This window comes from Lederbergia graminis (assembly GCF_042655485.1).
GTDB classification, from domain to species: domain Bacteria; phylum Bacillota; class Bacilli; order Bacillales; family Bacillaceae_C; genus Lederbergia; species Lederbergia graminis.
Genome location: NZ_JBHSMC010000016.1, coordinates 109558 through 133530 on the forward strand (window position 1 = coordinate 109558; position 23973 = coordinate 133530).

General features: G+C 36.8%; 21 protein-coding genes and 1 riboswitch. Of the genes, 10 read left to right on the top strand and 11 right to left on the bottom strand.

From position 1 onward, the window contains the following. Positions 1-6: 6 nt before the first annotated feature. Both ACFPM4_RS13325 and ACFPM4_RS13330 read right to left on the bottom strand, forming a co-directional pair. Complete coding sequence (locus ACFPM4_RS13325; RefSeq protein WP_382352585.1) at positions 7-1890, bottom strand: family 43 glycosylhydrolase; 1884 nt, start codon at positions 1888-1890, stop codon at positions 7-9. 236 nt (positions 1891-2126) lie between these two features. Continuing rightward, a complete protein-coding gene (locus ACFPM4_RS13330; protein ID WP_382352588.1) occupies positions 2127-2582 on the bottom strand; it encodes an OsmC family protein in 456 nt (151 codons plus the stop codon). A gap of 237 nt (positions 2583-2819) precedes the next feature. Between ACFPM4_RS13330 and ACFPM4_RS13335 the strand changes: the two genes are divergently transcribed. From ACFPM4_RS13335 to ahpF, 5 genes are all read left to right on the top strand, one after another. Continuing rightward, positions 2820-3878: an LLM class flavin-dependent oxidoreductase gene (locus ACFPM4_RS13335; protein WP_382352831.1), complete on the top strand. Its 1059-nt coding sequence runs from the start codon at positions 2820-2822 to the stop codon at positions 3876-3878. Between the two features lie 11 nt (positions 3879-3889). Beyond that, positions 3890-4456: an NADPH-dependent FMN reductase gene (locus tag ACFPM4_RS13340; protein ID WP_382352591.1), complete on the top strand. Its 567-nt coding sequence runs from the start codon at positions 3890-3892 to the stop codon at positions 4454-4456. 196 nt (positions 4457-4652) lie between these two features. After that, on the top strand, positions 4653-5561 hold the full coding sequence (locus tag ACFPM4_RS13345; protein ID WP_382352594.1) for a nuclease-related domain-containing protein: 909 nt from the start codon (positions 4653-4655) through the stop codon (positions 5559-5561). An 835-nt stretch (positions 5562-6396) separates the two neighbouring features. Further along, the gene (gene ahpC / locus ACFPM4_RS13350) at positions 6397-6960 is read left to right on the top strand and encodes an alkyl hydroperoxide reductase subunit C (protein WP_144921785.1); all 564 of its coding nucleotides are present in this window, start codon (positions 6397-6399) and stop codon (positions 6958-6960) included. Positions 6961-6973: 13 nt separating this feature from the next. Beyond that, positions 6974-8503 carry an alkyl hydroperoxide reductase subunit F gene (gene ahpF, locus ACFPM4_RS13355; RefSeq protein WP_382352598.1) on the top strand — a complete coding sequence of 510 codons (1530 nt, stop codon included), beginning with the start codon at positions 6974-6976 and terminating at the stop codon, positions 8501-8503. 45 nt (positions 8504-8548) lie between these two features. On the opposite strand, the gene ACFPM4_RS13360 is transcribed toward ahpF, so the two are convergent. Together ACFPM4_RS13360 and queF are read right to left on the bottom strand one after the other, a co-directional pair. Continuing rightward, positions 8549-9082 carry a VUT family protein gene (locus tag ACFPM4_RS13360; protein ID WP_382352601.1) on the bottom strand — a complete coding sequence of 178 codons (534 nt, stop codon included), beginning with the start codon at positions 9080-9082 and terminating at the stop codon, positions 8549-8551. An 18-nt stretch (positions 9083-9100) separates the two neighbouring features. Next, on the bottom strand, positions 9101-9601 hold the full coding sequence (gene queF / locus ACFPM4_RS13365) for a preQ(1) synthase (RefSeq protein WP_382352603.1): 501 nt from the start codon (positions 9599-9601) through the stop codon (positions 9101-9103). A 122-nt stretch (positions 9602-9723) separates the two neighbouring features. Continuing rightward, positions 9724-9770: riboswitch (PreQ1 riboswitch) on the bottom strand. Positions 9771-9981: 211 nt separating this feature from the next. Between queF and mgrA the strand changes: the two genes are divergently transcribed. Together mgrA and ACFPM4_RS13375 are read left to right on the top strand one after the other, a co-directional pair. After that, entirely contained in the window at positions 9982-10974 is a 993-nt protein-coding gene (gene mgrA, locus ACFPM4_RS13370) for an L-glyceraldehyde 3-phosphate reductase (protein ID WP_382352606.1), read from the top strand. 33 nt (positions 10975-11007) lie between these two features. Continuing rightward, entirely contained in the window at positions 11008-13380 is a 2373-nt protein-coding gene (locus tag ACFPM4_RS13375; RefSeq protein ID WP_382352609.1) for a glycoside hydrolase family 2 TIM barrel-domain containing protein, read from the top strand. A gap of 47 nt (positions 13381-13427) precedes the next feature. Here the strand turns inward: ACFPM4_RS13375 and ACFPM4_RS13380 are convergent, their stop codons facing one another. Beyond that, positions 13428-13685 (bottom strand): hypothetical protein, encoded by a 258-nt coding sequence (locus ACFPM4_RS13380; RefSeq protein WP_144921766.1) that lies wholly within the window; start codon positions 13683-13685, stop codon positions 13428-13430. A 172-nt stretch (positions 13686-13857) separates the two neighbouring features. Between ACFPM4_RS13380 and ACFPM4_RS13385 the strand changes: the two genes are divergently transcribed. Continuing rightward, complete coding sequence (locus ACFPM4_RS13385) at positions 13858-14679, top strand: CAP domain-containing protein (RefSeq protein ID WP_382352613.1); 822 nt, start codon at positions 13858-13860, stop codon at positions 14677-14679. Positions 14680-14789: 110 nt separating this feature from the next. Beyond that, positions 14790-15533, top strand: coding sequence for an SDR family NAD(P)-dependent oxidoreductase (locus ACFPM4_RS13390; RefSeq protein ID WP_382352616.1), 744 nt, complete (start codon positions 14790-14792; stop codon positions 15531-15533). A 50-nt stretch (positions 15534-15583) separates the two neighbouring features. On the opposite strand, the gene ACFPM4_RS13395 is transcribed toward ACFPM4_RS13390, so the two are convergent. The 3 genes from ACFPM4_RS13395 to ACFPM4_RS13405 form a co-directional block, all read right to left on the bottom strand. Next, entirely contained in the window at positions 15584-17251 is a 1668-nt protein-coding gene (locus ACFPM4_RS13395) for a glycoside hydrolase family 13 protein (protein WP_382352619.1), read from the bottom strand. Positions 17252-17287: 36 nt separating this feature from the next. Continuing rightward, the gene (locus tag ACFPM4_RS13400) at positions 17288-18307 is read right to left on the bottom strand and encodes a LacI family DNA-binding transcriptional regulator (RefSeq protein WP_382352622.1); all 1020 of its coding nucleotides are present in this window, start codon (positions 18305-18307) and stop codon (positions 17288-17290) included. Positions 18308-18380: 73 nt separating this feature from the next. Beyond that, entirely contained in the window at positions 18381-19724 is a 1344-nt protein-coding gene (locus ACFPM4_RS13405) for an SLC45 family MFS transporter (RefSeq protein ID WP_382352625.1), read from the bottom strand. Between the two features lie 438 nt (positions 19725-20162). Here ACFPM4_RS13405 and ACFPM4_RS13410 point away from each other — a divergent pair, with 438 nt between their 5' ends. Further along, positions 20163-20588: a VOC family protein gene (locus ACFPM4_RS13410; RefSeq protein ID WP_382352628.1), complete on the top strand. Its 426-nt coding sequence runs from the start codon at positions 20163-20165 to the stop codon at positions 20586-20588. Positions 20589-20635: 47 nt separating this feature from the next. Here the strand turns inward: ACFPM4_RS13410 and ACFPM4_RS13415 are convergent, their stop codons facing one another. From ACFPM4_RS13415 to ACFPM4_RS13425, 3 genes are all read right to left on the bottom strand, one after another. Further along, positions 20636-22099: a multicopper oxidase family protein gene (locus tag ACFPM4_RS13415; RefSeq protein WP_382352631.1), complete on the bottom strand. Its 1464-nt coding sequence runs from the start codon at positions 22097-22099 to the stop codon at positions 20636-20638. Between the two features lie 508 nt (positions 22100-22607). Next, positions 22608-23279 carry a GNAT family N-acetyltransferase gene (locus ACFPM4_RS13420; RefSeq protein WP_382352634.1) on the bottom strand — a complete coding sequence of 224 codons (672 nt, stop codon included), beginning with the start codon at positions 23277-23279 and terminating at the stop codon, positions 22608-22610. Then, positions 23280-23966 carry a GNAT family N-acetyltransferase gene (locus tag ACFPM4_RS13425; protein ID WP_382352637.1) on the bottom strand — a complete coding sequence of 229 codons (687 nt, stop codon included), beginning with the start codon at positions 23964-23966 and terminating at the stop codon, positions 23280-23282. Positions 23967-23973: the final 7 nt, after the last annotated feature.

A 23973-nucleotide genomic window follows, 5' to 3' on the forward strand; every position in this document is an offset into this window, starting at 1 on the left:
TCCATTTCACTTTTCTTCTATTGTAAAGTAATCAATTATTGCTGACCCTTTATGCTTCTTCAACATTATTGTATTTTTCCCTGCTTTTAGCTTTACATCAACAGTTGCATATTGCCAGCTATCTGAATTTCGATATTCAATTATTTTTGTAGGATTACTGTTCATCACCAACTTATGTGAACTGGTTGAACCTGTATTATTTGCATACCTAATTTTCATTTCATATGTTCCGGTATTTTTTACATCGATTTCAAATCGGGCAAACCCACCATTTTCATTCATGTTCGTTATTTTTTGTCCATTAGAAGCTGATGAGTCATTTTCTGTTTCTGCTTTATGAAGTTGGGCAAATTCCGCTTCATATTTATATACTTTCGAAGCTTTTGGGATTAATTGAATATAATCTAATTCAGCGTACAGATGGCCTTTCGAAAGTCTAATTGTATTTTCTCCATCGTTTAGTTGGATGTCCATCTTAGCATCTTCCCAATTTTCCCAGCCAAGATTTATATACCATAATTCTCCATTAGCTTCTCCGTTAACTGTAACATGGTGACTAGATGGCTCACCCATTCCATTTCCATACCTCGATACTAATGTATAGTCGCCAGCTGGTACATTCACTGTAAACTCTACAAAACTATCCGCAAAATCAATATTTCCCACTTTATAATCTTGTGAAGCACTTGTATTATGATGAACTCTTACATTATTTACGTGCGCGTCTTCCGCTTCATATTGATATACTTCACCAGGCAAACTAGGTACGAACTGTCCTTCTGATTCACCTGAAGGAACACGTAACCATGTTTCTGTTCCCACCGGAGTTCCAAAATTTGGAGTACCATCCGCATTCCAAGTGAATTTTTGCATTCTTACACTACGAGTCCAACCTGCATTTTCAAACTTTGCAGCATGGTATATGATCCAATCCTCTGTTCCATCAGGCGATTTTACAAATCCATTATGCCCTGGCCCATACACGTCTAAATCGGGATTCTTTTTAAATACCGGTGTCGGATTCTTTTCCCAAGCTTCAGGATTCAGAGGGTCTGTCCCATCAAATGTTAGCATTCCTAAGTTATAGTCATTGGTCCAACTACCACTTGCAGAATAAATAATAAAAGTTTTCCCTTTATCATTTTTTAAAATTTGCGGTCCTTCATTAATAAGTGGAAAGCCAATTGTCTCCCAATCAAGCTCAGGTCTTGATATTTCCACCCGCTCCCCGCTAATTGTCCATGGGTTTGACATTGGTGCGATATAAAGATGCTGGCTAACATTTACATCGCCTTCCCAACCAGACCACACAAAATATAATTTATTGTTATGTTCTAAAACAGTACCATCAATCGCCCACTTATTTGTGGGATCTGTGATTTGTCCATGCGTATCTTCTGTACCTTCTGGGTAGTGGTATGGTCCGAAGGGGTCATCTCCTTCCGATTCTAATACAAACATTCTCTTGTCTGGGTTTTCTACTGATGCTGCATAGTAGATATACCATTTTCCATCGATAAAATGGATTTCCGGAGCCCAAATACTCCCGCTATTAGGAGCACCAGGATCCGACCTCCATACTACTTGACGCTCACCTGAATGGATTCCGGTTAGAGTTTTTGACTTCCATATCGTTACATTATTTCCGGTTGTATGGGTGTAATAATAATAACCATCTGAATGCTTAACCACCCAAGGGTCCGCCCCATCCCCTAATATCGGATTTTGAAATAAATCAAATGGTTGCTTCTTTTCATTTGCGAGAATTTCTTTTGAGGTAAGTAAAGTTGTAGATGATGCCGATGATGATTGTGGTGAAGAAAAAGTGAGAATAATAGATACAAGCATTAGTAGTGCGGTTCCTAACGAAAAAATTCTTTTCTGTTTCAAACAAATCAACCCTTCCTAATATAGTTTTGTCCGTGGCAATTGGCTTATCTCCTAAAGCACACCACTAACATTTCTATGTAATTTCACCAATTCCTTTTGGAAAAAATGAAATAGGAAGTTGGACTATCACAATTAATTACATGTGCCCAGAGACACGCAAAACTCGCTATTTTTCCCTACGACTTTTGTAATAGCTAAATAAAAAAAGCGCAACAAAAATGTGCGCTTTTTTGATATTATGCTTTTTTCCAAGTAGATTGAACTGGGATTCCAGCATCTACTAATAAATTCATCACTGGGCAACGCTTTTCTACTTCAGCTTTTAATGCAGCAAGGCGCTCTTCACTTTCATCTGTCTTTATTTCAACTTCAAAACTTACAGATTGAAAATGTGGAGAAACTCCTTCCACTCCTTGTAAACCTCTTAAATCAAGATCACCGCTATTTACAAAATTAACATCTTCATACGAAAATTTTTGCTCTTTTGCAATTAAAGCGATCATAACGGAAGTACAACCTGTTAAACCTGCTAGTACGAACTCTACTGGATTTGCACCTTCATTTGTTCCTCCTAATGATACCGGCTCATCAATGACAAATGATTCAAAATCACGAATTTGAATACGTGTCCTCATTCCACTTTCCCATTTTCCCGCTGTTTCTACTTGTAACAAAGTATTAGTTGCTGCCATATAAAATCACCCATTTCCTAGTATTTTTATTGGTTTAATTAAATATAGGGCATTTCAATTGAAATATCAATACAATTATGGAAACTTTTAATAAATTTTTACAATATATTCCGCTGTAAGGCGTATTATTTCATACTTTTAGTAAGCTAATTTATAATCAAAAGTAACTTTATGAAGTTTTTTATTAGGGCTGATTGGAATCAAAAGATTTACTAAATCATGAAAGGTCGTAAATATATGAAAAAATACGGAATTGATCCTTCTAACGGACTCGAATTTGGTATATATACATTAGGCGATCATCTACCAAATCCCTTAACTGGTGAGAGAATTTCCGCACAGGAACGTATTCAGGAAATTATTGATTATGCAAAATTAGCAGAACAGGCAGGGGTTGATTTTTTTAGTGTCGGAGAAAGTCACCAAGATTATTTTGCAACACAAGCACATACGGTTGTGTTATCTGCTATTGCACAAGCTACTAAGAAGATGAAAATTGGCAGTTCATCCACTATTATCAGCACATCAGACCCGGTCCGTGTATATGAAGATTTCGCGACTATTGATTTAATCTCCAACGGTCGTGCCGAAATAATTGCCGGGCGAGCTTCAAGAATCGGTCTCTTTGACTTATTAGGCTATAATGTCCGTGATTACGAGGAATTGTTTGAAGAAAAGTTTGATCTCTTGTTGCAAATAAATGAAGAGGAAGTAGTTAATTGGGAAGGGGAATTTCGTGCTCCTTTACAGAATGCAAAGGTACTTCCTCGCCCAGTAAATGGCTCATTGCCAATATGGAGAGCAGTAGGTGGATCACCTGCTAGTGCGATTAAAGCTGGATATGCAGGTGTTCCTATGTTTATGGCACATTTAGGTGGTCCTGCAGCTGTTTTTAAGCAAACAGTAGATGCCTATCGCGAAGCAGCACGCAGTCGCGGGTTTGACCCAGCGGAGTTACCCGTTGCTACGGCTGGATTTTTCTATGCTGCTGAATCCTCCCAACAAGCACTTAAAGAATTATATCCATATATTAATGAAGGTATGAAGCGCACAAATGGACAAGGATTTGCTAAGCAAATGTTTGCACAAGGCGTCGACCCACATAATATTATGAATATTGGTAGTCCACAAGAAATCATTGAAAAGATACTATATCAACATGAAGTATTTGGTCATCAGCGTTATATTGCGCAAATTGATTTTGGTGGCATGCCATTCGAAATGCTTAAACAAAATCTTGAAATAATTGGCACTGACATTTTACCTGCCATCAAGAAATATACAGCAAAGAAATAGGATGTGAAGTAATGAAAGTTGTTGGATTGTCTGGTTCTAGAGTTGGTTCCAAAACGAGAACAGCATTAAATTATGTGTTGCACGAGTTTAAAGAAAATTACGCGGATATAGAAATGGAAATCATCGATTTAGCAGATTACGATGTTCAATTTAGCGACGGACGAAATTACCTCGAATATGAAGGTGACACAAAATACGTCACACAAGCAATCATGGAAGCTGATGCCATCATTATCGGGACACCCGTTTTCCAAGCATCGATACCTGCCACATTGAAAAATATTTTTGACTTATTACCAATCAATGCATTCCGCGACAAAGTGGTAAGTATGCTTGTTACAGCTGGATCGTCTAAACATTATCTAATTGTCGAGCAACAATTAAAACCGATTTTATCGTACATGAAAGCACAAATAGTCCAAACATATGTATTTATAGAAGAAAAAGACTTTTACCGCAAAGAAATTATCAATGATGATGTACTATTCCGTATTCAACGTCTAGTCGAAGATACCGTAGTATTAACCGAAACATTTGCAAAAATTCGCGAAGCAAAAGAAGCTGAGTATGGTTTCTAAATAACTTTTAACTAGGACAGGTCCCATTATTCGGTGGCCTGTTTTTATTTGAGTCAGATTGTACATTTGGAATACCTTAATTCCTACTCCCTTCGGACGCAGTGATTTCCCCAATTCGCCTGATTTATTCAAAATAAATGAATTATTTAGTTAACTTTGGTAGAATATCAATATCATTATAGAAAGGAAGGGTAAAATGATAGTCAAACAGCGGTCAAAATCAAAGGAACTATTAACACTGGAGTCCTTAGATGTCCGTATGAAGCTTTTAAATAAGGACAAGCAGTATTACCAAAGTCTTTTAAAAGGCTATGAAGGGGAGGTACTTTTTGATTCATTAGTTGAGGAGAAACTCCAATGTGATAGCATCATTTTAAATGATCTACTACTAAAACTAAATAAAACTACTTTCCAAATCGATTCACTTATTATCACGATGGGTACTATCTTTTTAAATGAAGTGAAAAACCTCGAAGGAGATTATTATTATGAATCAGATCGGCTCTACACAAAATCTGCCACGGAAGTTAGTAACCCGCTAACCCAATTAATCAGATGTGAATCATTGTTACGTCAATTACTTCGAAGCCTAGGTTTCAATATCCCCATTCATGGTGTTGTTATCTTTGTTAACCCCGAATTCACCTTATACAAAGCACCTCTAAACAAACCCTTTATCTTCCCAACCCAAATTAATAACTATTTCAGACAGCTCAATAAAATCACAACTAAAGTTAATAAAGAGCATAGGATTCTAGCCGATAAATTACTCTCCCTCCATAACACCGAATCACCCTATAAGCAAATTCCTGCATATGAGTACGATCAACTTCAAAAAGGAATAACCTGCATTGCATGCAAATCATTTTCTGTAACTGTAGAAGGGCAACGATGTACTTGTCTGGGGTGTGGGGAGGTGGAAAGAGTAGAGAATGCAGTTATTCGTAGTGTACACGAATATAAATTACTTTTTCCAAGTCGAAAGGTAACATCCAAGTCTATTGATGAATGGTGTAAAATCATAAATTCACAAAGAAGGATTAAAAGAATTCTTGAAACACAATATACAAAAATGGGTGCTAATAGATGGACTCACTATGTATAAAATTCTCTCTCGACTGATTCTATTCAATAAGGACTGTACATTCGTTGTGACATGCGCTATCTCAACCGAGTCTGAAGTAAAACTTAAGCATAATCGTCGTGACATTCATTCTCTCGACCGATATTTACTCAAAACACTCGTAGATTCGTCGTGACATGCGCTATCTCAACCAAAGCCAAAGTAAAACTCAGCCATAACCGTCATGACATCCATTCTCTCGACCGATATTTACTCAAAACCCTAGTAGATTCGTCGTGACATGCTCTATCTCAACCGAATCCAAAGCTAAATTTAGGCATAACCGTCATGACAATCATTCTCTCGACCGATATTTACTCAAACCCTAGTAGATTCGTCGTGATATGCGCTATCTCAACCGAATCCAAAGCTAAACTTAGCCATAACCGTCATGACAATCATTCTCTCGACCAAGTCAAAACCAAAGATCCGACATATTCGTCATGACTCGAGCTATCTCGACTGATTCTTACCATAAACAATTTCAGAATCGTCGACATGCTCAATCCCAACCTATTCACACCTATAACCGAAAAATATAACGCAATCTCTCACTGATAAAATCCCTCACAAAGTATCATTTACACTCACAATTAAAAATAGCACTTCACTTATTAATTACGTTGGAATTGAATATCTTCTAATCATAAAGGACATAAATAATGACGGATTCTAAAACATTTTGAGAAATAACATCATATTATTTGACAAATTTCTCTTTATGTATAATAATTATTCCTAGATTAGAATTATTATAGTTCAAACGATAACTATAGTAATTCACAAAAATAACACTACAACCAGGAGGCGTTTATTTATGTCATTAGTCGGAAAAGAAGTAAAACCATTTAAAGCACAAGCGTACCACAATGGTGAGTTTATTGAAGTAACAGAGGAAAACCTAAAAGGTCAATGGAGCGTTGTTTGCTTCTATCCTGCAGACTTCACTTTCGTTTGCCCAACTGAATTAGAAGATCTTCAAAATGAGTATGAAACATTAAAATCACTTGGAGTGGAAGTGTATTCTGTTTCAACAGACACTCATTTCACACATAAAGCATGGCACGATACTTCCGAAACTATCGGAAAAATTACTTATCCAATGATTGGTGACCCTTCACACGTTATTTCTAGAAACTTTGATGTTCTTATCGAAGAAGAAGGTGTTGCAGATCGTGGTACTTTCATCATTGATCCAGATGGTATCATTCAAACTGTTGAAATTAATGCAGGCGGAATTGGCCGTGACGCAAGCACTTTAGTTGATAAAATTAAAGCTGCTCAATATGTACGTAACAACCCAGGTGAAGTTTGCCCAGCTAAATGGAAAGAAGGCGGCGAAACACTTAAGCCAAGCCTAGACCTTGTTGGTAAAATTTAAGGAGCGATTATAAATGGCACTGGATGCAGAAATTAAGTCACAATTAAAACAGTATATGGAATTATTGGAAAATGATATTGTGCTTAAAGTCAGTGCTGGTTCAGACGACGTTTCAAAGGAAATGCTAGCTCTTGTGGAAGAGCTAGCTTCCATGTCGTCTAAAATCACTGTCGAAGAAGCAGAATTATCTAGAACACCAAGCTTCAGTATTAACCGAGTAGGAGAAGAAACTGGTGTTGCTTTTGCTGGCGTACCTTTAGGTCACGAATTTACTTCTCTTGTATTAGCACTTTTACAAGTTAGTGGACGTGCTCCTAAAGTAGAACAAAGTGTTATTGATTCTATTAAAAATATCGATGGCGAATATCATTTCGAAACGTATGTGAGCCTATCATGCCATAACTGTCCTGATGTTGTACAAGCATTGAACATTATGAGCGTGATTAACCCTAACATTACTCATACAATGATTGATGGGGCTGTCTTTAAAGAAGAAGTAGAAACTAAAAATGTAATGGCTGTACCTGCTGTTTTCCTAAATGGCGAGTTCTGGAATGGTGGCCGTATTACACTTCAAGAAATTATTGCTAAATTAGGCCAAGGCTTAAGTGCAGACGATTTCGCTGATAAAGATCCATATGAAGTTCTTGTCATTGGTGGCGGACCAGCTGGAGCAAGTGCTGCAATCTATACAGCACGTAAAGGTATCCGTACAGGAATCGTTGCTGAGCGCTTTGGTGGCCAAGTTCTTGACACACTCAGCATTGAAAACTTTATTAGTGTCAAAGCAACTGAAGGTCCTCGACTTGCACAAGCATTAGAAGAGCATGTAAAAGAATATGATATCGATGTGATGGACTTACAACGTGCTAAACGTTTAGAAAAGAAAGACCTTTTCGAAGTAGAACTTGAAAATGGTGCTGTTCTAAAAAGTAAATCTGTTATCATTTCTACTGGTGCACGTTGGAGAAATATTAATGTGCCTGGTGAACATGAGCTTAAAAATAAAGGTGTTGCTTACTGCCCACACTGTGATGGCCCATTATTTGCAGGAAAAGATGTCGCGGTAATTGGTGGCGGTAACTCTGGTATTGAAGCAGCTATTGACTTGGCTGGGATTGTGAAACACGTCACAGTTCTAGAGTTTGCTCCAGAATTAAAAGCAGACCAAGTGTTACAAGAGCGTCTACACAGCCTTCCAAATGTAACAGTAGTAACAAACGCTGCTACGAAGGAAATCACTGGTACAGACAATGTAACTGGTATTACGTACACAGATCGTGATACAGGTGAAGAATACCACGTTGAATTACAAGGTGTGTTTGTCCAAATTGGACTTGTGCCAAATACAGAGTGGCTTGAAGGTACTTTAGAGCGAACTCGTTTCGGCGAAATCATTGTTGATAAGCATGGTGCAACTTCTATTCCTGGTGTATTTGCAGCAGGAGATTGTACAGATAGTGCTTATAACCAAATCATTATTTCCATGGGTTCAGGTGCAACTGCAGCATTAGGTGCATTTGATTACCTCATTCGCAATTAATATACAAAAGAGCGCTAGTTATCTAGCGCTCTTTTAATTTTATCTTTAAACAAAGCGTTTCTCTCTTATTACTAACACTCTACCTAATATAATCGCACCTATCATTTGTATAATCGTTTTTACAGTTACTTGGCCAAGTATTGCTGCAGGCACTGCATCCCACGTTAAGAAGCCAGCACCAAGCGGACTTAAACCAATGATAACAAAAATAGCAGAGTCTAGTAGCCCACCAACAATCCCACTGTAGAAAACACGCCAAGCCATTGGCAGCTTTAATCGAGTATAGATTTCTGTATCAGCTGTTTCCGCAACAACGAAAGAAATCGCGGAGGCAAATACAATCATTAATGTATCACCAAGTAAATACGACACAATTGCAGATAAGATTAGAGCTGTAAAAATAAATAAATATGTTTTTGGTCTTCCATATTTATTTTGTACAAGGTCACGAAAAATAAAAGTTGCCCCTACAAAAAGCGTACCCATCGGAACGATAAATAAGCCAAAATTTAATGGTGCAAATCTTGCAGTCACTACATTCGCAATCACAATAGATAATAAATATAATAATATCCTCATTGGCTTCTCCTCCCTCCTCTATCGATTATCGATTTTTTCAGGATTGAGATCATGATTCATTAAACGGTAATTAGCCATTTCTTCATACTTCGTTCCTGGTTTTCCATAATTGCACCAAGGATCAATGGAAATCCCACCACGTGGGGTAAATTTTCCCCAAACTTCAATATATCTTGGGTCTAATAAAGCAATTAAATCATTCATGATAATATTTACACAGTCTTCATGAAAATCTCCATGATTTCTAAAACTAAATAAATATAGTTTCAAAGATTTACTTTCAACTAGTTTTTTATCTGGTATATACGAAATATACATTGTTGCAAAATCTGGTTGATTCGTTAATGGACATAAACTCGTAAATTCTGGACAGTTGAACTTTACAAAATAATCCCGATTGGAATGTAAATTATCTACTGCCTCCAATACCTCAGGAGCGTACTCAAATGAGTATCGTGTATTTTGGTTTCCTAATAACGTTAAATCTTTTAACCCTTGTTCATGGCTACGGCCTGACATAAAAAAACCTCCTTGAAAAATGCTTCCGAAATTTTTCCAAGAAAGGCAATAACATCATCTCTAAAACATATAGGATAAAATAAAAAAAGCCATGTCCTATTATGGACATGGCATATAGTCATATATCCATAGTTTTTTATAGAGGGTATCAGCTATGAACCTCTCCCGAAAGGTTTCGGGTAATTATCCTCCATCATCATATCAAAATATCAACAATAGAGTCAACCAAACCAATTCATACTGATACCCCCTGTTTCTATTGATTATTCGTTAAAAATAAATAATCCTACTTGTATTAAGAGAAAAGAAGAAATATACTTTCATTAAATGAAACCCTTTTCATATAAATACTAGATATATAGAAAAAAGGAGATTATACAATGACATATGCAGCAAACGAAAAACGGTATGAAATAATGAAGTACAACAGAACTGGCAATTCAGGATTACTATTACCCGCTATATCCCTAGGCCTTTGGCACAATTTTGGTGGTGTGGATACTTATGAAAATGGACGTGCCATGCTTAGAAAAGCATTTGATTTAGGGATTACCCACTTTGACCTCGCAAATAATTACGGACCACCGCCAGGTTCAGCAGAAGAGATGTTTGGTAGAATGCTAGCATCTGATTTTAAACCTTATCGCGATGAAATGATTATTTCTACAAAGGCTGGTTATGGCATGTGGAGTGGTCCTTATGGTGATTGGGGCTCGAAAAAATATATGATTGCTAGTTTAGATCAAAGTTTGAAACGAATGGGATTAGATTATGTTGATATTTTTTATTCCCATCGCCCAGACCCTAACACACCATTAGAAGAAACAATGGGAGCACTTGATCAAGTGGTACGCCAAGGAAAAGCATTATATGTTGGGATCTCTAATTACTCCGATGAGCAAACGGCAGAAGCAGTAAAAATTCTAAATAACTTAGGAACTCCATTATTAATTCACCAACCAAGCTATTCGATGTTAAATAGGTGGATTGAGGATGGTTTACAAGATGTTCTTGAACAAAATGGAATCGGTTCCATTGCGTTTTGCCCATTACAACAAGGACTACTCACCAACAAATATTTAGGTGGTGTACCTGACAACTCACGTGCCGCAAAGCCGACAGGTGCCCTCCATAAAAATCAAGTAACAGAAGCAGTGCTTCGCAAAGTTGAAAAATTGAACGACATAGCAGCACAAAGGGGACAATCATTAGCCCAAATGGCATTAGCATGGGTTCTCCGTGATGGGAAAGTTACTTCCGCATTAATAGGCGCAAGTCGCGTCGAGCAAATTGAAGATAATGTAGCTGCATTATATAATCTGCATTTTAGTACAGATGAATTAGCTAAAATTGATGAGATTTTAAACAGTTAACTTATATCATTCATAACTAGGAGGTTGAATGTAGTGGGGCGACATACTGAGTTACTAAATTTAAACTGGAAATTCTTTAGAGGTGAAGAAGAAAGAGCTTGGTATAAGGGGTTAGATGATTCTAATTGGAGAAATGTAACACTCCCTCATGATTGGTCTGTTGAAGAGCCTTTTTCGAAAGAATATTCAAGTGGAACCGGATATTTACCTGGTGGTATCGGCTGGTATCGAAAAAAGTTTCTCCTACCAGAGGATATGAAAGGTAAAAGAGTTTATATCACTTTTGAAGGTGTCTACAATAATTCACAAGTATGGTGCAATAGTTATTATATCGGTAAAAGACCATATGGATACAGTACGTTCACATATGACATTACTGATTTTATTACCTTTGGAGAGGAAAATCTTATTTCCGTTAAGGTTAATCATAAAGATATTGCAGATTCTCGCTGGTTTACTGGTTCAGGTATTTATAGAGATGTGTATCTTACAATTACAGACCAAGTTCATATAGACCAGTATGGAGTATTTGTCACAACACCTCAAGTAACGAAAGAGTATGCAGATGTTTCAGTCAATGTACGTCTTACAAATGAAACACAGACCGATGAATCTATTGATATAAAAAATACATTAGTGGATGCGGATGGAAATGCAATTGTATCTACAATAGAATCGTATGAGATCAGTGCGGAATCAGGGCTAGAAGCAAATCAATTACTCCATGTGAGTAATCCACACCTATGGTCACCTGATACACCATATCTGTATTCTGTTGTAACGGAGATCATAAAAAATGGAGAGATTATTGATTATATAAAGACAACCACTGGAATTCGTTGGTTTGAATTTGATGCAGAAAAAGGATTTTTCCTAAATGGGATTAATATGAAATTAAAAGGAGTTTGTATTCACCATGATGCCGGTGCTTTAGGAGCTGCAGTTCCTCAAAAGGTTTGGGAACGTAGACTTGAAGCTTTTAAAGAAATGGGCAGCAATGCAATTAGAATGAGCCATAATCCTCCAGCTCCAAATTTACTTGATTTATGTGATCAAATGGGATTCTTAGTCATTGACGAAGCATTTGATGAGTGGGAAGGAGTAAAAAACAAATGGTCTACTGGCCATAATGTGTACCCTCCGAAACATTTTGGATATTATGAGGATTTCCCACAATGGGGCGAAATTGATATGAAAGAAATGGTGCTTCGAGATCGTAACCATCCATCTATTATTATGTGGAGTATCGGGAACGAAATAGATTATCCTAACGACCCTTATTGTCATCCATACTTTGAAACAATGACTGGAAATAACGATGCAAATAAGCCAGCAGCAGAAAGAAAATATGACCCAAATAAACCAAATGCGGAGAGGTTAGTAACAATCTCAAAACGGTTAGTAAAGTATGTGAAGGAATGCGATACGACAAGACCAGTGACAGCAGCATTAGCATTTCCTGAACTGTCCAATTTAACTGGCTTATCAGATACAGTGGATATTGTGGGCTACAACTACAAAGAACATTTATATGAAGAGGATTTGAAACAATATCCGGACAGAGTCATATATGGGAGTGAAAATGGAGCTAGCATGGAAGCATGGCTCGCAGTAAGAGACAATGATGCAATGAGCGCACAGTTTATTTGGACAGGAATTGACTTCTTAGGAGAAGCTAAAGGATGGCCAATTCGCGCTTCACAAGCAGGATTCATGGATCTTGCTGGTTTTAAAAAGCCTAATTATTTCCACCGTCAAAGTTTATGGAGTACGAAGCCAATGGCATTTTTATCAGTGGTGCGGCCAGAAGACGTAAAATCTAATCATAACCCAAGGTGGTATGCTTCTCCTCACTGGAACTGGAATACAGGAGAGCAATTACAAGTATTATGCTATACGAATTGTGATGAAGCAGAGCTATTTTTAAATGGTAAGTCATTAGGAAGTAAACACCGCGGTGAGTCAGATGAGTTCATCCGCTGGGAGGTTATGTTTGAAGAGGGTACGATCGAAGTTGTAGCAAAACACAAATCCGGTAAGAATGTATCTTATGAACTTATGACAAATTCAGAACCAGAAAAAATTGATATGAGTTCAGATTCGCTAGAAATGAAAGCCAATGGCCTCGATATAGCGCACATCGAGATGGAAATTGTAGACGTCAATGGTAAAACAGTATATTTAGCGAATAATGAAATATCCCTTTCTATTGAAGGTCCAGGTGAAATATTGGGACTTGAAAATGGAAATGCCCAAGATTTAACACCATATAGTTCCAAGAAAAGACAAGTCCATAACGGAATGTTACTAGCTTATATAAGATCTACAACAAAAGCAGGAGAAATTATCGTAACTGCCACTTCTCCAGGATTACCAACAGCTAGCGTCATCATCCAAGCAAAATAATTGGATTTAAATGGAGACACTCGGAAACGAATGTCTCCATTTTATTTCTAACGATTATTTACATATACAAAAAGAGCATCCGAAATTCCCTCGGCTTCATCTGTCGACGCTTCAATATTATAATGATCTCCCTCTAACTGCGATTTAAATTGCCTAAAGCCTTTATTCTTCAAAAAACTATCAACATCAGATAAGTTATCACTCATATTTTTTAATGTTTTATCTCCTATATAATCACCATTTACGTACAATTGATAGCGATCCTCATAAAGTTTTGCGTCACCATTATCGAAAAAATCAATCACAATGAAAAACCTCCCTACTATATCTCGTTATCATATATAATTGGTAATTTTCCTTAATTTAATCTGTAAATTATCGGAAGGTGTTTCCAAATTGTCGTGTACTGTTTTTAATTACCATATTATTTTCGGTGAAAGTAGAGAAAATAAGAAAAAACAAAAGGAGTAATTCACCATGAAAATAAACAAATTGAAAATAATCTTTTTAAGCTTATTAATGGTTTTGCTTACAGCATGTAACAATAATAATGACAATGATAAAGATGTAGCCAATAAGGCAAAAGGCGATGACAATATTTCAAGCTTTAGAACAGACTTGGATAGTAGGAACTATCCACATACAGTACCAATCAAGATTCAAGATGCAAAGTATGAATTTAAGACGATTATTGGGAAATACACACCTGATGGACAAATTGATTTTCAAGAATCCGATAAAGGAATACAATTTGGCGATATAGTACCAGATCAAGGACCTAACGTAACACAGAAGAAAAATGATAAAAATGCTCAAAAAGCACCTGCACCACAAACACAACAACCAGCACAACAGCCGCAGCAACCACAAGCAGCACAGCCAAAACAACAAACCCCACCAGCAGATAATGCAACACAAGGGGTAAATAAATATGTAGCAACTGTTATAAGATTAACAAATGAGGAAAGATCAAAAGCTGGATTACCTGCTCTAAAAGCAGATTCTGCATTAAATAATGTAGCAGATGTAAAAGCACAAGATATGTATGAAAAAGGTTATTTCTCTCATACTAGCCCTACGTATGGATCCCCGTTTGATATGATGAGGGATTTTGGAATAACATATACAACAGCAGGAGAAAACATTGCACAAGGTCAAAAATCTCCTGAAGAAGTTGTAAAAGCGTGGATGAATAGTGAAGGGCACCGCAAGAACATTCTAGATAATAAGTATACTCACATCGGTGTAGGATATGAACAAGGTGGAAATCAATGGGTACAGATGTTTATTAAAAAATAAAATACAATAAAAAGGTGGTTCTTCTTGGAACCACCTTTTTTTAGTTTATGTTCGCTATTTAAGGGAACTTTAAAAGAGATAGAACACAACCAATTGAAAGGAGCATAAATATGTATGATTTAAAGGACAAAGTAGCTATCGTTACAGGTGGAGCTTCTGGTATTGGTTTAGCAACTGTAAAGGCCTTTATTAATAAAGGAGCTAAAGTTGTAATTGCTGATTATAATGAAGACGGTGGAAAATCAGTAGAGACTGATTTAAAAAGTAGTGGTGCAGATGTTACATTCATCTATGTTAATGCTGCAGAAGAAAAATCAGTGGAGAACCTTGTTCAGGAAACTGTAAAGACTTATGGACGCTTAGATATTATGGTTAATAATGCAGGTATTGGGGTACTTGCAGAGACTCATGAGTTGTCCTATGAAGATTATCACAAAGTAATTGCCATTAACCAAGACGGTGTCTTTTACGGTGCGAAATATGCTATTAGGGAAATGCTCAAAACTGGCGGTGGGTCCATTGTTAACACTGCGTCAATACTAGGGCATGTTGGTGAAGCTGGTGCATTCGCATATAACGCAAGTAAAGGTGCTGTAAATATATTAACAAAGTCGCTTGCACTTGAGTACGCTGATAAAAACATACGAGTAAATGCAGTTTGTCCTGGCTATGTCGAATCAGGAATGGTAAATAAAGAAGCGCTAGGAGACTTTTATGATGGATTAGTCGCACGACATCCGATTGGACGACTAGGTACAGCAGACGAAATTGCCCATGGGATTATCTTTTTATGCGAAAACGAATTTGTAACAGGTAGTTCACTTATGATTGATGGCGGATATACTGCCCAATAATAAAAAAGCCTGTTCTCTAAATGAGGACAGGCCTTCTTAAATTTATCTTGTTAAGCTTTCAATAAATAAACCCTAGACTCATAAGGATTCAATGTAACCTCTAGCTTGATTTCAGCATCTTGAACATCATAGTTATTTAAAACAAGTTGTGCATCTTTAACCCATTCCGGTAGCTCAAGTTTTGTCACTTGTACCGCAAAGTTGTTTATCACAATTGCTTTTTCCTCATCCAATGTTCGTGTATATACAAAAAGATGTGGATGATTTGGTTCTAATAATTCGTACATTCCATAGACAAATACTTCATTTTCTTTTCTTAAACGAATTAATTTTTTATAGAAATTCAATATGGAGTCTTGGTCTTTTAGTTGCTCGGCAACATTAATGTTTGGATAATTCGGGTTTACTTTTAACCATGTTTTATTCGCAGTTGTAAATCCAGCTTGATGTTCTTGATTCCACTGCATAGGTGTTCTTGAATTATCCCGACCTTGTTTCCAAATCACTTCCATAATCTCATCATGAGGGCGACCTTTTGCTTTTTCAATATTATAATAATTGATCATCCCTACATCATTGTAATCTTCAATATTTGGAAATTGAACATTTGTCATACCAATTTCTTGGCCTTGATAGATGAATGGTGTACCTTTCATTAAGAAGTATAATGCACCCAGCATTTTGGCACTATGCTTCCAGTACTTCTCATCATTCCCCCAACTTGAAACTCTACGGGTTTGATCATGATTTTCTATAAATAAAGCATTCCAACCACGACCTTCGAGACCAGTCTGCCATTTAGATAGGTTTTCTTTCAATGCTAAAACATCAACAGTTCCATCTGATTCTTTCTCCCAAAGACCAAGAAACTCAAATTGGAAAATCATATTAAAATAACCGTCTTCTTCACTAACCCATTTATCGGAATCATCTAGTCCAACACCATTTGCTTCTCCGACAGTCATAATATCATAGTTCTTTATCGTTTTATTGGCAAACTCCGATAAAAACTCATCAATACCATCGACATTCATCATTTTTGGAAAGCAGGACACATACGGAAGCTTATCTGGATTAGGCATATCCTTTAAGCCTGGTTCTTTTTTTATGTGAGATATCGCATCTACCCGGAAACCGTCAATGCCTTTATCTAACCACCAGTTGACCATATCATATAAAGCATTTCGAACCTCTGGATTTTCCCAATTTAAATCCGGTTGACGCTCTGAGAAAATATGCATAAAGTATTGGTTTGTTTCCTCATCATATTTCCAAGCAGAACCATTAAAAATAGATTCCCAGTTATTCGGTTCCTTGCCGTCCTTTCCATCTCTCCAAATGTACCAGTCTCTTTTGGGATTATCTATAGAAGAGCGCGATTCGATAAACCAAGGATGTTCATCACTCGTATGATTAATAACTAAGTCCAATATTAATTTCATCCCACGCTTATGAACCTCATCTAGTAACTCATCAAAATCAGCCATCGTACCAAAATCAGCCATGATATCCTGGTAATCCGAAATATCATATCCATTATCATCATTAGGGGATTGATACATTGGACAAACCCATATAACATCTATACCCATTTCTTTTAAATAATCTAATTTAGAAATAATACCTTGAATGTCTCCAATTCCGTCACCATTGCTATCCATAAAGCTCCTTGGATAGATTTGGTAGACGACACTTTTCTTCCACCACTGTTTATTCATAGTACTTCTCTCCTCCAACATTTCTAAAAACAATTTTTATCTTAGGGGTTTTGTAGTTTCTCTTTCGACCATAATAGTAGGGATTATAATGCTTCTCTTATATAACGAAGGTTGACTAATTTCTTCTATCAAGCATCTTGCGGCCTCATAGCCTAGCTGATAGATTTGCGTATCAATGGATGTTAGTGGGGGATTAGAGAACTCAGAAACAATCGTATTATTAAAGCTAACGAGACTAACATCTTCAGGCACGTTCACATGCTGTTCTCTCAATGCAAGCATTGAGTTTAATGCTGTTAAATCATCTATAGCAACAATCCCTGTTGGTGGTTCATTTAAAGCCATCAATTCTTGAACAGCCTTTCCAATTAACTCTGGAGATTCGGGATTTTTCATATAATCTTCCGTAAGATTTAATTGATTTAAGAGAACTGCTTCCTTAAAACCTTGTAAACGGTACTTAGATACTTCAAATTTTAGGGATCCACCAATATATCCTATTTTTTTATGTCCTCTATTAATTAAAAACTCTGCTGCCTCTCTTGACGCTTTTACATTGTCATTATCAACATAGGTGATGTTATTTGCTTCTCCAAGAGGCTTACCAATTACAACAAATGGAATTCCATATTCTAAAAGGTAAGGAACAACTTTATCATCTTGTTTTGAATAAGACACAATAATTCCATCTACTTTTTTACCTTGAACCATTTTAATCACATCTTGATAAATAGCGTCTTCTGATTCTCCTGTTGTTAAACTAATGCTAAAATCTTGGTTATGACATAAAGCACTAATGCCGCGTAACACTTCTGGAAAGAATGGGTCATGAAAAGATTCACGCGCTGAGCTCTTCATAACAATCCCAATCGTTTTTGTCGATTTCTGTACTAAATTACGAGCATTCTCATTAATATGAAATTGTAGTTCCTCCATTACTTTCCGTACTTTTTGCTTTGTTTTTTCCGTTATTTTTGGATGATCAGAAATAACCCGTGACACTGTAGAGGTCGAAACTCCCGCTTTTTTTGCTACATCTTTTATCGTAACTCCCAAGACCTACACACATCCCCTTTCAATCCCTACAATTATTCCTAAATATCAGCCATTCTATTGAATGGCTGATGGATTATTTTTTTATTTTAATAATGGATACTGCAAGTGCGCCCACAACTAGAGAAATACCGGATAGTAAGATCATAGCTGGCATTGATGAACCTAGTGCTGGGAACAATGCAAAACTTATACATGAAGCAATGATTTGTGGCAAGCAAATACTACCATTAAATAAACCTAAATACATTCCCATATTTTCTCCTGATAATGCATTTGTAAGCATTGTGAACGGGAATGTCATCATTGCTGCCCATGCAATCCCTATTAGAATGAAGGAAACAACTAATAAAGCTTGGTTATGAACAAAGAAGATGGATCCAAAACCAATTCCACCTAACAATAAGCTAAGTGCGTATGCAGGCTTATGCTTACTATTTGGGACTCTTGATAAAACTAATGACCATAATACAGCAGCTATTGACTGAACAGCTGATAGAATACCAAACCAGTTACCAGCTTCCTGGTATGCTGGACTAGATGGATCAAGTGTATTCCAAACATTATCAGCTACAGCTCCAGTACCATACGTCCATAAGTATTGGAACCCCATCCAACAAAAGAGTTGAACTAATGAAATCGTCCAAAAGATTTTCGGTGCTTTACGTAATAAAGTAAATACACCTGATTTTTGTTTTCCCTCAACATTAGTAATCCCATGATATGCCGCATACTCCGCTGGTGGATATTCTTTTACTTTCATGATTGTAAATAAACTACAAACTATCAATATAACTGCACCCGCATAAAAGGAGATTACAACGGACTGTGGAACGACTCCTTTTGGTGCGGTATTGGATATACCAATCAACGTTAATACAAACGGAAAAATACTAGCTAATACAGCACCGCTATTGGAAAGGAAGCTTTGAATCGAATAAGCAAATCCTTTTTGCTTCTCATTCACCATATCCCCAACCATCATTTTGAATGGTTGCATGGCAACATTAGATGAAACATCCATGAACAAGATGGTAATAGCACCAAAAGTAAGTGCAGCTGTTGCACTAAATCCAAAACTTCCCGCATTTGGAAGTAAACACATGACGATAACTGCTACGATTGCTCCTACGAGTAAATATGGAATTCGACGCCCCAATTTCGGATGCCAAGTTCGATCCGAAAAATATCCTACTAGAGGTTGTACAATTAGACCTGCTAGAGGCGGTAATATAAAGAAAAAGCCGAGTGTGTGAGGATCAGCACCAATTGTTTGGAAAATCCTCCCCATATTTGAGCTTTGCAAAGAAAAAGCCATTTGTACACCTAAAAATCCAAAACTAATTAACCAAATGGTACTGATTGGAAGATTAGGTAAACTACGTGTATTGTTTGGTTGAACGTGCTGTTCCTGCATCATAAATCCTCCTGTAACTTTTCATTATTACTTATAATAGGAAGTACTATTTCTCGATAAAAATGAAGCTTTATTCCACAATTTTGTGCAATCGTTTGCATTGATAAACTATACAACGCATAAATAATCACACTATAACACTATGGACCTTGAAACGTTTCGAGATGTATATACAAACTCCTAATCTATTCACATTATAATTGTTATTATTTATTTGCGCAATCGTTTGCACTAAAATAAAAAATGAATTTTTTTCGTAATCATTAAAAATGTTGCTACAAAAGGGCTGAAGTGATTTGAATTTTGCTATAGTTCTTTTCTCCTCCTATATCCTTTTATCTATTTTATTCTCAATAAAAGGTTTTTTATCGCCTTTTATCGAAATGAACATATAAATTTCTATTAAGTTTGGATATTAATATAGTTGAATGGAGGCTCATCATGTTCAAGATTGGTAGTATTTTTATTCCTGTTACAAATATTGAAAAATCTAGACAATGGTATGAAAGAAGTTTGGGAGTGACATTAATTGATAGTTGGGAAGGTGGAATTGGTTTTTATTTACCATACGGTTCTACTCAATTAGCATTAATAAAAGTAGAAACGCCCCAGTCTACTGAGTTTTCCATGAATAGTGATCAGAAAAATTCTTATTATAATTTTGTAGTAGATGATATTGATCATGCTCACCAGCACTTTAAAGATAATGGGGTTGTGACGACGGACATTAATGACTTTAATGGTATGAAGTTCTTTGACTTTTTCGATCTGGATGGTAATCCCTTTAGTGTAGTGAACGAAGTAGAGGATTCACCTTTCCATTCAGACCAAGTGAAAAAATTAAGAGAGAGCAATTTAAATAGCTAAATAAAAAACAGAAGGACAGAGTCTTCTCAACCTGTCCTTCTGTTTTATTAATGATCATGATGTTCACTAACTTCAGTAAGTTGCATTGGCACCTGTGACTCAGTCCCGGGTTCAACAAGTAGAAATTGCCCCATCATTCCATCATCTTCATGCTTTAATAGATGGCAATGATACATAAGTGGATACTTTAAATCCGTATAGTTGCCAAATTCTACTGCAAGCCTAACTGTTGCTCCATGAGGAACAAACACGGTATCCTTTCTACCTCGTTCATACTCTTGTGGTTCCTTACCATTTACATCTAATACACGGAAGGCGGCATCATGGATGTGGAAATTATGCTCCGAACCAAAATTGCGAATTTCCCATATTTCTTTACCACCTGCTGGCACAACCTCATCAATCCGTGACATATCCATTGATTTATCATTTATTTTATTATCCATTGATAATCTAAATTGACGTACCTTTGCGTCCGCTGGCACCTCGATTGGTTCTACACTAGACAGTTGTCCTTCAATTTGCTTTGATTCCGATAATTCTGAAGCAGCAACAATCTTTAATAAATCAAATTCGCCACTTGCAATACCTGTACCATTCTTGTAGCTATGGAGAATCGTCTCTTCTCCTGGCTCAAACGAAACGACAATTTCAGCGCGCTCTCCAGGACTTAACATAAATCGCTCCAATGTAACAGGCTCTTGTAAAAGCCCTGCATCGTTTGCCACTAATTGGAAAGAACGCTCATCTGTAAACCCGAAAGTATACGCTCTAGCATTTGAACCATTTAATAATCGAAAACGCACTTGGCTTGATGTCACTTCTAGAAAAGGATCATGCGTCCCATTTACAAGTATTTCATCACCAAGTATTCCAAATGTTGTATCATCATCTTCTGAAAACTGACCGTCACTTGTGAATAATTTATCTTGTACGATAAGTGGAATATCATCTACACCATAATTGGAAGGAAGCTTTTTAGAATCCTCATCGTCAATAATAAACATGCCGGCAAGGCCTCTGTATACATGTTGAGCTGTATTTCCATGAAGATGTGGATGGAACCAGGTTGTAGCTGACGGCTGATCGATTTTCCAGTGAGGAGACCATGTCTTTCCTGCTTCAATCATTTGATGTGGACCCCCATCCATTTCTGGAGGCAACATCATCCCATGCCAGTGTAATGTAGATGTTTCTCCTAATTGATTAATGACATCGAAGGAAACTTTATCACCACGTGACACTCTAACAGTTGGTCCAAGATAAGAACCATTAATCCCCCATGTATCCGTTGTTTTTCCTTCCAAAAACTCTGTAGTTCCTTGCATCATCGTTAAGGTAAAATGCTTCGTACCATCCGGTTCGAGCGTTGGTTCAAGAAGTTCTGGTATTTTTAATGGATTCTCAAACTTTAAATTACCTACATTCGTTGATTTAACGTTCCCACATCCCGCTAATGCAAGTACAACAAATATACAAAGAAGAAGAAAAAGTCTGCTATAATATTTCAATTTATTTTACTTCCTTTCAAACTATCAAAAAATATATTGCTAAGCTCACCCTAACAATATACTAATATAATAACATTAAATAATAGATAAAAAATAACTAGAAGCATCTACCAGATTAAAAAGAAGCTACATGGAACTAATGTAACTGTGCGTTATATAATTCCTTAAAATGAAACAAGTGGAAAAAACCACGTTTTTCCACTTGTTTTTACTTTTCTATTCTTCTTAAAAGAAAATAGTTTGTGAATGCATACTTATTCATTAAAAGAAATGACTTTCTACTTATTTTTGAATCTGTTTATAATAAGTACACAATAAATTCAGTCACAATGTTGATTGTAGCGTAAGGTGGCGACTCCTGCGGGACTAGCGTGCAGGTGAGACCCTGCAAGGAGCAGCGCGACTGAAGCGGCTCACCGCTCGCCCCGTGGAAAGCGTCCGCCTAGAGCGGAAATCAACTATATGAATAGATTATATCGATAATAGTAATTTGCTCTTTTTATTACTATTAAAGAGGCAATAACTTAACAGTATCCACACCTTCTAAGTTTTGTACCATCTCATTCCATTCTTTAGGCTTATTAGGAAGAACAGAATAGTATCGTCGTAAAAACTTCACAATTAAACTAGTTTCTAATTCACTTACATGATCGTCTGAAGGAAGGTAACATAAATCTAATCCTGAAACGGCTTCTCCATCATTATTCCAAGAAGGATGAACATACGGAAAATCCAAACGCTTATATCCAAGATGTGATAGAACCTCACGTCGAACATATGGATCCATCGGCTTTATACCACCAAATTCATATTCTTCAACTCGATACGGGTCATATATTTCCGCGAACATTCCGTACATATTCTTACCATTTGCTTCTGCTAACTTGTTTAAATCCTGTGATCTTTGCTTTGCTAAATAAGGGCCAATTCCAAGACCAGCTTGGCCAATGATTGTAAAGTCCGTCATCGCTACATTGAAGTCTTCATAATAGCGGTATTCAGTAGCCCCTACTACATTTCCTTCATGAATTGCAACGAATACACGAATTCCAGGGTCCTCAAGAGGTTCTTTCCACAAATCAAATTCTAACACCTCTTCTGGAGGAAATACATTTTGCATGAGTTGATGCATTTTTGGAAAATAAGGATCTTCAATACTAGTAATTCTATGATATTCCATTTAGAGGACCTCCTCGTTATTATCTGTGCAAAATGGGTTTTTCCATTCCATTAATGCCCCATAATTGCATGATTCCTCATCATCTAAATAATTTTCTACTACTTTAACAGGCGTTCGGCCACATCGCAGCATAAAAGTGATAACAGGATCTTGTAATTTTCCTTTTATAACTGAATCAAGGTATTGCTCCGCTGTCATCGCTTTTTCATACCGATGGAACCCGGACATCCTGCCTCCACCTATCAACCGAGTTAAGTGCTTATGGATGACAACATCGTACATGGAAAACATGAGCCATTTGCCCAACCCAAGCTTACGAAAAGATGGGCGCACTCCAATATCGACAACATAGAGTGTATTTCCATTTGGATTATGATTTCGTATATAGCCATCATCCGTTATTTCAGCCCAAGTATGATCGGGATGGCTCGGATCAAAGTCAATTAGTAAGCCAGTCATGGAGCCTGCTAGCACGCCATCCACCTCAATGCATAATGCACCTTCAGGAAATAAAGTAACATGATTCATAAGTTGTCTCTCATTCCACCATAATTCTTCTGGAAATGGGGGTGGAAAACTTTCTTGTTGGATGCGTATTAGTTCAGGAAAGTCAGCCTTCGTATAGTTTCGTACTACTGCTCGAACTGGTTGATGTTGATCAAACAGATAAAATTCTTTCCTATACACCCTCATC

Coding starts and splice junctions, on each gene's coding strand:
- ACFPM4_RS13390 (WP_382352616.1), top strand. CDS start 14,790: ATGTATGATTTAAAGGACAAAGTAGCTATCGTTACAGGTGGAGCTTCT.
- ACFPM4_RS13330 (WP_382352588.1), bottom strand. CDS start 2,582: ATGGCAGCAACTAATACTTTGTTACAAGTAGAAACAGCGGGAAAATGG.
- ACFPM4_RS13345 (WP_382352594.1), top strand. CDS start 4,653: ATGATAGTCAAACAGCGGTCAAAATCAAAGGAACTATTAACACTGGAG.
- ahpC (WP_144921785.1), top strand. CDS start 6,397: ATGTCATTAGTCGGAAAAGAAGTAAAACCATTTAAAGCACAAGCGTAC.
- mgrA (WP_382352606.1), top strand. CDS start 9,982: ATGACATATGCAGCAAACGAAAAACGGTATGAAATAATGAAGTACAAC.
- ACFPM4_RS13335 (WP_382352831.1), top strand. CDS start 2,820: ATGAAAAAATACGGAATTGATCCTTCTAACGGACTCGAATTTGGTATA.
- ACFPM4_RS13395 (WP_382352619.1), bottom strand. CDS start 17,251: ATGAATAAACAGTGGTGGAAGAAAAGTGTCGTCTACCAAATCTATCCA.
- ahpF (WP_382352598.1), top strand. CDS start 6,974: ATGGCACTGGATGCAGAAATTAAGTCACAATTAAAACAGTATATGGAA.
- ACFPM4_RS13340 (WP_382352591.1), top strand. CDS start 3,890: ATGAAAGTTGTTGGATTGTCTGGTTCTAGAGTTGGTTCCAAAACGAGA.
- ACFPM4_RS13385 (WP_382352613.1), top strand. CDS start 13,858: ATGAAAATAAACAAATTGAAAATAATCTTTTTAAGCTTATTAATGGTT.
- ACFPM4_RS13420 (WP_382352634.1), bottom strand. CDS start 23,279: ATGGAATATCATAGAATTACTAGTATTGAAGATCCTTATTTTCCAAAA.
- queF (WP_382352603.1), bottom strand. CDS start 9,601: ATGTCAGGCCGTAGCCATGAACAAGGGTTAAAAGATTTAACGTTATTA.
- ACFPM4_RS13360 (WP_382352601.1), bottom strand. CDS start 9,082: ATGAGGATATTATTATATTTATTATCTATTGTGATTGCGAATGTAGTG.
- ACFPM4_RS13410 (WP_382352628.1), top strand. CDS start 20,163: ATGTTCAAGATTGGTAGTATTTTTATTCCTGTTACAAATATTGAAAAA.
- ACFPM4_RS13405 (WP_382352625.1), bottom strand. CDS start 19,724: ATGATGCAGGAACAGCACGTTCAACCAAACAATACACGTAGTTTACCT.